The sequence below is a fragment of the Marinilactibacillus sp. Marseille-P9653 genome (assembly GCF_916618885.1).
Lineage (GTDB): Bacteria > Bacillota > Bacilli > Lactobacillales > Carnobacteriaceae_A > Marinilactibacillus.
Map to the genome: position 1 here is coordinate 609,249 of NZ_CAKAKH010000001.1, position 11,388 is coordinate 620,636.

General features: G+C 39.7%; 9 protein-coding genes. All 9 read left to right on the top strand.

The features are described from left to right. Nucleotides 1-130: 130 nt before the first annotated feature. The 9 genes from LG377_RS03060 (at nucleotide 131) to LG377_RS03100 (ending at nucleotide 11,194) form a co-directional block, all read left to right on the top strand. Nucleotides 131-718, top strand: coding sequence for an ECF transporter S component (locus LG377_RS03060; RefSeq protein WP_225743244.1), 588 nt, complete (start codon nucleotides 131-133; stop codon nucleotides 716-718). Next, a complete protein-coding gene (locus LG377_RS03065; RefSeq protein ID WP_225743245.1) occupies nucleotides 711-2,357 on the top strand; it encodes an ABC transporter ATP-binding protein in 1,647 nt (548 codons plus the stop codon). The genes LG377_RS03060 and LG377_RS03065 overlap by 8 nt, the downstream gene beginning before the upstream one ends. Continuing rightward, on the top strand, nucleotides 2,350-3,129 hold the full coding sequence (locus tag LG377_RS03070) for an energy-coupling factor transporter transmembrane protein EcfT (protein ID WP_225743246.1): 780 nt from the start codon (nucleotides 2,350-2,352) through the stop codon (nucleotides 3,127-3,129). The genes LG377_RS03065 and LG377_RS03070 overlap by 8 nt, the downstream gene beginning before the upstream one ends. A gap of 27 nt (nucleotides 3,130-3,156) precedes the next feature. Further along, nucleotides 3,157-3,822 (top strand): thiaminase II, encoded by a 666-nt coding sequence (gene tenA, locus LG377_RS03075; protein ID WP_225743247.1) that lies wholly within the window; start codon nucleotides 3,157-3,159, stop codon nucleotides 3,820-3,822. Between the two features lie 91 nt (nucleotides 3,823-3,913). Then, nucleotides 3,914-5,248, top strand: coding sequence for an FAD-dependent oxidoreductase (locus LG377_RS03080; RefSeq protein WP_225743248.1), 1,335 nt, complete (start codon nucleotides 3,914-3,916; stop codon nucleotides 5,246-5,248). Beyond that, complete coding sequence (locus LG377_RS03085; protein WP_225744617.1) at nucleotides 5,238-6,707, top strand: helix-turn-helix domain-containing protein; 1,470 nt, start codon at nucleotides 5,238-5,240, stop codon at nucleotides 6,705-6,707. Before LG377_RS03080 ends, LG377_RS03085 begins: the two co-directional genes overlap by 11 nt. 399 nt (nucleotides 6,708-7,106) lie before the next feature. Next, complete coding sequence (glpK, locus tag LG377_RS03090; RefSeq protein WP_225743249.1) at nucleotides 7,107-8,612, top strand: glycerol kinase GlpK; 1,506 nt, start codon at nucleotides 7,107-7,109, stop codon at nucleotides 8,610-8,612. A gap of 30 nt (nucleotides 8,613-8,642) precedes the next feature. Then, nucleotides 8,643-10,472 carry a type 1 glycerol-3-phosphate oxidase gene (gene glpO / locus LG377_RS03095; RefSeq protein ID WP_225743250.1) on the top strand — a complete coding sequence of 610 codons (1,830 nt, stop codon included), beginning with the start codon at nucleotides 8,643-8,645 and terminating at the stop codon, nucleotides 10,470-10,472. 5 nt (nucleotides 10,473-10,477) lie between these two features. Then, nucleotides 10,478-11,194 (top strand): MIP/aquaporin family protein, encoded by a 717-nt coding sequence (locus tag LG377_RS03100; protein WP_225743251.1) that lies wholly within the window; start codon nucleotides 10,478-10,480, stop codon nucleotides 11,192-11,194. Nucleotides 11,195-11,388: the final 194 nt, after the last annotated feature.

An 11,388-nucleotide genomic window follows, 5' to 3' on the forward strand; every position in this document is an offset into this window, starting at 1 on the left:
AATTCAACTTAAATTGAATACATATTTTTTAAGGGCCGTCTTTTACTTACCTTGGATTATCTACTCAAGTTCAAACAGGCTGCTGCTGATCTTCACTCTCCTCAAAAATAGTTTAGGAGGACATAGATAAATGAACAAAAATAAGAAGATGACTTTGCGCGATGTGATTGCAATGTCGGTGATTTCAATTGTTTTCGGAATCTTATATCTTTTCTGGATTTTCATTAACGGAACGTTCGGAGCAGCTATAGGGCCTTTTTCTACAGCTATTTTATCCGGTTTATGGATTATGGCATGTACAGTGTGTGGTTACATTATTCAAAAACCAGGAGTGGCTTTTGTGGCACAAATGATGGCGGCTTTAACAGAAGTACTTGTCGGTTCGGTTAGCGCAGGTTCTGTTTTAATACTTGGTTTTACACAAGGACTAGCGTGTGAACTGATTCTACTGATTTTGATGTACAAAGCTTGGGGAAGGAAGACGATTATTCTGATGGGAATGGCTGGAACGATGGGGAACTTTTTAACGTCGTATTACTTATTTGAATGGAATCTTTTGGCGCCTTGGATGTTGACTTCTTTGATCATCATCATGCTCTTAAGCGGTGGTATTACCGGATGGTGGAGTGTGTTGATTGCAGAGTCATTGGGTAAAACGGGGGTACTAGATTCCTTCCCCGTAATGAAAGGAAATCAAGGACGTGCTGTTGATGGCTAGGATAAAATGTGAAAACTTAACTATCCAGTATCCTTTTAGAAAAAAACCTGCAATCGAAGATTTTTCTGCTGTATTCTCAAGCGGTAAGAGAACTTTGCTGATTGGTCCCAGTGGTGCCGGGAAAAGTTCTCTTATCTTAGCACTGAATGGATTGATTCCCCAATCCATAGAGGCATCCGTTACAGGAAAAATCCTAGTGGGCGAGATTGATCCACAAGCAAGCGCACAAGGAAGTTTAAGCAAGCAAGTTGCAATACTTTTTCAAGACCCCGAAACACAGTTTTGTATGGTCACAGTAGAGGAAGAAGTGGCTTTTGGTCTGGAAAATCTCTCTTATTCAAAAATAGAGATGGATAAAGTGATCGAGTCGTCTTTAAAAAAAGTCGGGTTGTTTGATCGTCGAAAAGAGGCTATTTATTCGCTGTCTGGAGGGATGAAGCAGAAATTGGCTTTTGCCTGTTTGATGGCAATTGATCCGGATGTACTGATTCTGGATGAACCGACTGCTAATCTGGATCCGCAATCCAGTCGAGACTTAATCAAATTACTCAATGAGTGGTCGAAGGATACCGGGAAAACCTTGATTGTGATTGAACATCAAGTCGAAGACGTACTACCGATCATAGACGAGGTCATTGCTTTGGATAAAGAAGGCTATAAAATCGTACAAGGTTCTCCGCGAGAAGTGTTTCAGCAACAAGGAAAGATCTTAATGAAAGAAGGCATTTTTCTACCTTACGCTTCTACATTGGCTTTGAAAACTGGAGAAAACTGGAATCCTTTTCCTCTAACGGGAATAGAATTGAAGGGTCAAATAGAAGCATCTTCTCCACCTCTTCCAATAGTTTTAAATGAGAAGAAAGAGACATTACTTAAAGTGTCTAATCTAACTTTTCACTATCCAGAACAAGCATCCTTGTTTAATGATTTATCCTTTTCCGTAGAAAAAGGTAGTATCGTAGCGATTGTTGGAGAAAACGGAGCAGGAAAATCTACATTAGCAAAACTGATGGTTCGGGCGTTAACACCTGAGGCTGGAAGTATCTCATTTAAACAAAAAAATTTGCAAGATTATAGCGATACAGAATTTCTGCAAGAAGTTAGCTTAGTCTTTCAAAGACCAGAATTACAGTTTATTGCGGAGTCGGTTGCAGCGGAAATGGCATTTGGTCCGTCTTTGCTTCAACTAGAAAACTGGGAGACAGAAACGGATGTCTTGCTTGAAGAGTTTGGTCTGGCTAAATTGAAAAAGGCACATCCTTATACCTTGTCACAAGGACAGAAAAGACGTCTATCGGTTGCCATTATGTTAGCGAATGGACAAAAATGCTTGATACTAGATGAACCGACATTTGGTCAAGATGCAGCGAATACAAAGGCGTTAATGGCGCAATTAGTTAAGAAGCAACAAGAAGGCTTTACCTTTATTATGATCACACATGATATGGATTTAGTGGAGCGGTATGCTTCTAAAGTGATTGTACTGGATGAAGGGAAATGCTTGTATCAAGGCTCACCGCAAGCCTTGTTCCATACCCCTTCGAATCATTCTATTGTCAGCCAAGCAAACTTGATTGTGCCGGAACAGTTGAGTTTGGAGAGACTTGTAAACGAAAGTAGAGGGAAACAGTATGCTTGATCGTATACAAAAACAAGAAGGGTTCTTGCAATCTGTGAATCCCTTGCTTAAATTAGTGAGTTTGATAACGGTTGTTTTAACCATGTTGCTTTTTTTGGATCCTTGGACGCCGCTTTTAATTTACATTATGACGTTTTCGGTGATTGTCTTATTAGGAAAGGTCCCGATCAAGCTAGTGTTACTGACGACCATCCCTTTTTTCCTATTTGGATTGTCTTTCATATGGATTTATACGGTATTTCCATCTGAGCGTGGGCAAACCATTTTGTTTACCGTTTTAGGAATGCCGATTGCTTTAGAAAATCTCATGCACGGCATTTCTTTAGGATTAAGAAGCGTCGTTTTTGGTACTTGGTCGCTACTATTTATCTTTACCACCGAACCGACTGCTTTATTACTCAGCATGGTACAACATGCCAAGTTACCACCAAAGTTTGGCTATGGTTTAATGGTAGCGTATAGATTATTGCCCACTTTTAAAGAGGAATTGGAACAACTACGCTTGTCCTACCGTCTACGAGGCATTACAGAAAAGAAAACCCTTCGTGGAGCGGTTGAGCAGACTCGTCGCTACAGCATTCCCTTACTGGCTAGTGCGATTCGTAAGTCCACACGTACAGCGATTGCGATGGAGTCAAAAGGCTTTACTGGAGATAGAAATAGAAGTTACTACCGAACCATTCACTGGGGCAAACCAGATATACTTTACTGCGTTCTATTAGTAACAAGCGCCGTTTTAATCTTTATCGTTCGAGAACATTACTTTTTATAAAATAAACCTATTGGAGGAAACAAACAGATGACATTTACGGAAGAACTACGCATGGAAGCAGATCCGATTTTTGAGGCTATTTTCCAACACCCTTTTGTTAAAGGAATTGAAACAGGAACACTCAAACCGGAACAACTGATTCATTATGTTAAGCAAGACTTTGAATATTTAAATACCTTCATCCAGATTTACGGACTGGCGATTTCTCGTTGTGAGAAAAGAGAAGATATGCGTCTGTTTCACGATAAAATGGCTTTTATTTTGAATGAGGAAATACATCCACACAACAATTTTTGTGAGGTAGCCGGAGTGAATTATGATGAATTACAATATGAGCCGCTAGCGCCTACTGCTTTAAACTACACTCGACACATGCTAGATGTTGCCAATAAAGGTCGCATTGGAGAAATCCTTGCCGTATTGCTGCCGTGCCCCTGGACGTATTATGAAATTGGCGTCTATTTGAAAAATAAACTAAATGTACAAGAAGACCATCCATTTTATGAGTGGATCACGTTTTATGCATCAACAGAAGGAACTGGACAATTTAGAAATCGATTAGATGAATATGCCGAAACTGCTTCTGATGCAGAGAAAAAACGCATGAAAGATGCTTTTTTGAAAAGTTGTCAGCTTGAATTAATGTTCTGGGAAATGGCCTTCACAGAAGAAACATGGCCAGTAAAACTTTAATGACCTGAAAAAGATAGGCTTTTATCCATTCTACTAGTCTATTCCTCTCTATGGTATACTAATCCAAAACCGATCGATGAGGAGTAGAGGAATGAAAGTAGTCATTATAGGGGCATCTTTTGCGGGGGTAGCTGCCGCTTTGGAAGTACGAAAAAAACATATTCAGGCAGAAATTGTCCTGCTGGAGAAGCAAGCTACTTTAGGCTACATTCCAAATGGGCTACATTTATACTGGGACAATCAAATCGAGAATCTAGATGATGCTCGTTTCATTACCCAAGAACAGTTGGATAAAGAACGCATTCATTGCGAGCTAGGCGCTACCGTTCAGAAGATCAATACGAAACAGAAAGTCCTTTATTACGACGCTCAAGAACAAGAAGAAATCATGACCTATGATAAATTGATTATCGCAACGGGCTCGAGACAGCTATCAGAGAAAATCGATGGCAGTAATCATGAGAGTGTATTGAAATATAAACGTTACGGAGAAGCGCAAGCTGCTTTATCCAAAGTAGAAGAAAGCCAGCATATTACAATCATTGGCGGCGGTCAAGTTGGAATAGAAGCCGCTGATCTGTTAAACAAGCAAGAAAAACAAGTGACACTGATTGAAAGTATGGACTACGTTTTATTTAAATACCTGGATGAAGACATGATACTACCGATTGAGCAGAAGATGATCGAAAAAGGCATCGATTTAAAACTAAGACAAACCGTTTCTTCTATAGAAACAGAATCCGATCAAAAAGTTACCGTTCACCTTGGTGAAGCGTCCATTACAAGTGACGCCGTCATTATGGGTGTGAACGTAAGGCCAAACCTACATTTTCTAGATGATCAGATTGAGCTGCATATGGATCAAACAATTGCCGTTGACCGATATCTCAGAACCTCTGTGCAAGATGTCTTTGCAGTAGGCGACTGCATCCAGCTTTCTGGTCCAGGAGAAGACATGGTTTACATTCCACTGATCAACAATGCTGTGCGGACAGGAATCGTAGCTGCGGCCAATCTAATGGAACCAACCGTTCAATTTAACGGCTCTTTACGTACAATCGGGACTTCTGTATTTGGATACTTTGTAGCCAGTACCGGAATGACTGAAGCAGAAAGCTTGTTTACGAACCAGACAGTTGAAACCCGTCGACAAACCGTACGCTTAAATAGTTTGCCAAATTCAGATACCGTTACGCTAAAATGGGTTTATGATGCCGAGACTCACGTACTTTTAGGTGCTCAAATGATTTCAACAGCCAACATTTTAGAAAAAATCAATACAATGGCGTTAGCGATTCAAACAAAACAGACTTTAGAAGACTTGCAGCAGAAAGATTTTTTCTTTAATCCTTCATATTCTCAGATGGTCTCAACCACGAACCTAGTCTCTTGGATGGAAGAGAGGGTTGAAGAAGATGAAAGTTGAACACTTCCTTGAAAAAAATGAAGTCAGAGAAATCACCGTATTCAAACAACTTGTCTTGAACAATGGCGTGCTTTCTTACGGGGAAATGCTAGATCATTTATCCATTTCAAAAGCTTCACTTGAAAATGATCTAGAATCTATCACTTCTCGGATTGCTGTTTTCGGTCAACAGGTTCAAGTTCATTATGATGGCCAACAAATTGAGTTAACGATGAGTGATGATATTTCACTGCAGCAAATTTACCGGTTATACCTTGATCAGTCTATTAAAATAGAAATCATCAATTTCTTGTTCAAGCACCAAGAGTTTTCAATCACTCAATTAACCCAACAACTGGCGATCAGTGACTCTTCTTTGTTCCGCAAAATCAAAGAACTGAATACACACTTAAAAGAATTCGGACTCAAGATTCGCAACGGACAACTACAAGGAGAAGAACTGCAGATCCGCTATTTTTATTTTCAGTTCTACTATTATATAGAAGATAAATCCGCCCTGATCAGTTTGCGCTCCGACCAGCAAATCACGCAAGCAGTACAGTCCGTAGAAAACTTCCTGCAAGTGAACGTGGTTCCTGAGAACCGTCAGCGCTTGAATATTTGGCTGATCATCAGTAAATCTAGAATCACCAACAAAAATAAAAACTACAAACAACTGCGCAAACAAATGCAACCCTATTTAAAAGACCCCTTGTATCATAAAATACATGTCATGGTCTTGCGCTATTACAGTCGGTATTCGATAGAGGTTGATGAAGAAGAGGCGATGCTTCACTTTGCTTTCTTACTCGCTTTTCCGATCCTGACGGAACATGACTTTCATGAGTATACACTGATTCGTGACCGGCATGCCCCAATCGCTTCACTGGACACGTATATAGTAGAAACGATTATCATTCATTTCAAGTTTCGCAAACTTCCTTATATGCTGGAACGAGATATGTATTATCATTTGACCCATATTCATACAAGACTGTATTTTTTTCAAGGAGATATCGAAATCTATGAGTACGAGGAAATGATGGCGAGAGAAAAGCAAGTGGTTGGAAAGAACCTTGTGCCACTTGCTCGAACTTTACTCACGACCAGTACAGATAAATTTATGAGCACAGAAGTGAGCGACAACAGTTTACTGAAGATGGAATTACTCAAGTACATTAGCTTGCTGACGCTGATTTCATTCAAGATGACGACAGTGATCCAAATTGGCATTGACCTGAAAATGGATGGACTTTACAAAGATACACTCAGTCAATTACTGATTCTTAAAATGCGTCCTATTAACGGGATTCATATCGAAGTGTATCAGCCTGGTAAAACTTATGACCTGATCCTAACAAACGAAAAACCAGACGAAGAACATCAGTATCAAGAAGCTCGTGTCTATATCCTCTCTGAAATACTGTCATCCTTTGATATGGAAAATATTCAAAGAATCATTCAAGAACTGAATGCCTAGAACAAGCACAGTGTCTATCCTGTAGCTTGTTCTTTTTTTTAGGAAATAAAAGGAAGATGTAAAGCTTTTTCCTATTTGACTTTACAAGAGGGTATTAAACAAGTTCTCAATTCCTCTTCTAGCACTTTACTAAGTAGAGAGGGACTAACATCATTTTATCTCTCCACCATTCTTCCTGGCACCCTTTTCAATGAAAGCAAGCTACTAAAAGGAAAACGGTATCTTTGTTGGTGTTAAAGCATTATTGAAATCACAAAATACTTCCAATCAAAATAAAAAACTCTCAAAAAATTCAAAAAATCAAAAAAAGCTGACATTTTTAATCAGTGAAAAACGGTTACAATAATAAAGTAAAGAAATCGGTTGCAACAATGGATTATAAATAGGAGGATTTTAATCATGACAGAGACTAAGTATATTATGGCGATTGACCAAGGAACAACAAGCTCAAGAGCAATTATTTATGACAAACAACTCAATACAATTGGAAGCTCACAAAAAGAGTTCACACAAATTTTCCCTCAAAGTGGTTGGGTAGAACACAACCCGAATGAAATCTGGAATTCAGTTCAATCCGTTATTGCTGGCGCATTTATTGAATCCGGTGTCAAACCAGAAAATATCGCTGGTATCGGAATCACAAACCAACGTGAAACAACAATTGTTTGGGATAAAGAAACAGGATTACCAATCTACAATGCAGTTGTATGGCAATCTCGTCAATCAGCACCAATTGCTGCGAAACTTCACGAAGCTGGACATTCAGAAATGATCCACGAAAAAACAGGTTTGATTATTGATTCTTACTTCTCAGCTACAAAAATTCGTTGGATTCTTGATAACGTAGAAGGCGCTCAAGAACGTGCTGAAAAAGGAGAATTGATGTTTGGAACGGTTGATACTTGGTTAGTATGGAAATTAACAGGTGGAAAATCATTCGTAACAGATTACTCTAATGCAAGTCGTACAATGCTTTATAACATCCACAAATTAGAGTGGGATCAAGAAATCCTAGACTTACTGAATATTCCAATGGCAATGATGCCAGAAGTTAAATCAAACTCAGAAGTTTACGGTGAAACAGCAAACTATCACTTCTACGGAGCGAACACTCCGATTTCAGGTATGGCTGGAGACCAACAAGCAGCATTATTCGGTCAAATGGCCTTCGAACCTGGAATGGTTAAAAACACTTATGGTACAGGTTCATTTATTGTAATGAACACAGGTGAAAAACCTCAGCTTTCAGAAAACAACTTACTAACGACTATCGGTTACGGTATCAACGGTAAGATTTACTATGCACTAGAAGGTAGTATCTTCGTTGCCGGTTCATCTATCCAATGGTTACGTGATGGACTTAAAATGATTGAAAACTCTGCGGATTCAGAAGCGCTCGCGAAGAAATCTAAGAGCGATAACGAAGTCGTTGTGGTTCCAGCATTTACTGGACTAGGCGCACCGTACTGGGATTCAGACGCACGTGGATCAGTCTTTGGCTTAACACGTGGAACAACAAAAGAAGATTTTGTAAAAGCGACTCTACAATCTATTGCTTACCAAGCACGTGACGTTATCGATACAATGAACAAAGATGCTGGAATCGATATTCCATTACTAAAAGTAGATGGTGGAGCAGCGAATAACGATTGGTTATTACAATTCCAAGCAGACATCTTAGGTACTAAAGTTCAACGTGCTCACAACTTGGAAACAACAGCACTAGGTGCAGCTTACCTTGCTGGTTTAGCAGTTGGATTCTGGGAAAGTATGGACGAAATCAAAGACATGTACGAAGAAGGCGGCACGTTTGAGCCACAAATGTCAAAAGAAGAACGCGAAAAATTATACAAAAACTGGAGATTAGCTGTTAAAGCAACTCAAGTATATAAACCAGAAGCGTAGTAGGAAGAGCAGCATAGGAGGAAAAGATTAATGGTTTTCTCAATTGAAAGAAGAAAGCAAGATATTCAAGCTTTAAAAGAAGAAACACTAGATGTGCTCATTATTGGTGGCGGGATTACAGGAGCGGGGTCTGCTTTGCAGGCCAGCGCTTCTGGTCTTAAAACCGGTCTTGTAGAAATGCAGGATTTTGCAGAAGGAACGTCTTCTCGTTCAACGAAACTTGTTCACGGTGGCTTGCGCTACTTGAAAAACTTCGACGTTGAAGTGGTAGCGGACACGGTTCAAGAACGTGCGGTTGTTCAAGGGATTGCACCACATATTCCAAAAGCTGATCCAATGATTTTACCAATCTATGATGAACCAAATTCAACATTTACAATGTTTTCTTTGAAAGTTGCAATGGATTTATATGACCAATTAGCGAGTGTCACAGGAACAAAATATGCGAATTACACACTCACAAAAGAAGAAGTGCTAGAACTTGAACCACAACTGAACAGTGAAAACTTACTAGGTGCTGGTGTGTACTTGGACTACCGTAACAACGATGCTCGTTTAGTAATTGAAAATATTAAACGTGCCGCTGAAGACGGTGGACACATGGTAAGTCGTATGAAAGTCGTGAACATTACACACGACGAAAACGGCAAAGCCAATGGTGCAGAAGTAGAAGATCTATTAACGGGTGAAACATTCAGTATTAAAGCCCGTATCGTGATGAATACGACAGGCCCTTGGTCAGACACGATTCGTCAAATGGATTCTAAACTTGAGGCAGCCCCTCAAATGCGCCCAACAAAAGGTGTTCACTTAGTCGTGGACAACAAGAAATTACACGTACCACAGCCTACGTATTTCGATACAGGCAAACAAGATGGACGTATGGTCTTTGTAATTCCTCGTGAAGAAAAAACGTATTTTGGTACAACAGACACAGATTACAAAGGCGACTTCTCAAATCCACAAGTGGAGCAAGAAGACGTGGATTACTTGTTAGAAATCGTGAATGGTCGTTATCCATCAGCAAATATTACGCTTGATGATATCGAATCAAGCTGGGCAGGTTTACGTCCACTAATCGCGACAAATGGTGGTTCTGACTATAACGGTTTAAGCAACAAAACGGTTTCAGACGAAAGCTTTGACGAAGTGATTTCTATCGTTGAACAATACCAACAAGGTAAAGTAGAACGCTATGAAGTTGCGGATGTACTCAAAAATATCGAAAGCAACAGACCAGAAGCAGAAGAAAGCCCCTCTAAATTATCACGCGGAAGCTCTCTTGAGACGGACGAAGATGGTTTAGTAACTGTAGCCGGTGGTAAAATCACGGACTACCGTAAAATGGCTCTTGGCGCTATCAAACTGGCAATTGAAATCTTAGATAGAGACTTCGGTAAATCATACGAATTAATCGATTCTGAGAAATATGCCGTATCTGGTGGAGACATCGATTCTCAAAAAGTAGACGAAGAAACAGAAGCCTTAGCAAAATCTGGTATAGAAAAAGGCTTAAGTGAATCTGAAGCGACTTACTTGGCGAATCTTTATGGATCAAACACACCTAAAGTTTATGCGCTACTGGATGATGTCGAACAAGTAGAAGGCTTAACGATGGCAGATACCATTAGTTTACGTTATGCCATGCAAGAAGAAATGGCTTTAACACCAAGTGATTTCTTGATTCGCCGTACCAATCATATGCTGTTTATGAGAGACACCTTGGACAACATCATCGAACCAGTGATTTCTGAAATGGCTCGCTATAATGAATGGTCAGATGAAGCAAGAGCACAGTACAAAAATGAATTGGAAAAAGCAATTGCTGAATCTGATTTAAAAACATTAAAGGGAGACTGAGTTAGATGAGTGGAGATATGTTAACGATTTTTAGTGAATTTTTAGGAACAATGTTTTTGATTTTACTAGGTGACGGTGTAGTAGCTGCCGTTAGTTTGAAAAAGAGTAAAGCTGAAGGCGCTGGATGGGTTGCCATCACAATGGGATGGGGAGCAGCGGTAACAATGGCTGTTTACATCGCTGGATTTATGGGACCCGCGCACTTAAATCCAGCTGTAACACTCGGTATGGCCATTATTGGAGATTTTGAGTGGGCATTAGTTATACCGTTCATCATCGCTCAAGTAGCTGGAGGTATTGCCGGAGCAGTTCTAGTATGGTTAACGTATCTAGCACACTTCAGAATCACTACGGATCAAGGCGCAATTTTAGGAACATTTGCAACAGCCGCTGAAATCGAAGACACTGTAAGCAATATTCTTTCAGAAGCTATCGGTACGTTCGTACTCGTATTTGGTCTAATGATGTTTGGTCAAAACACCTTTACTGAAGGTTTGAACCCACTTGTTGTTGGGGTACTAATCCTTTCAATTGGTCTTTCACTAGGTGGATCAACAGGATACGCAATTAACCCTGCTCGTGACTTAGGTCCAAGAATTGCACACCAATTCTTACCAATCGCGAACAAAGGTGGTTCTAACTGGGGATACGCTTGGATCCCAGTTGTCGCTCCAATGATCGGTGCAATTCTTGCAGGATTACTTTACTTGGTCATCGTATAATTTAGTCCCCTTTACGCGCTTAACAAGTGAGTCGAAAGACTCGCCTGTTAGGCGTTTTTAATTGGTTCAGAGTATATATAAAATGATTTTGATAATATTATCTTAAAAAAATAAAACATGATTTAGTTGTAATAACTAAAATTAAAATTTGATTAGAATGTTAAGAAAACTTTGATATCGTTTTCTTTTTCTTT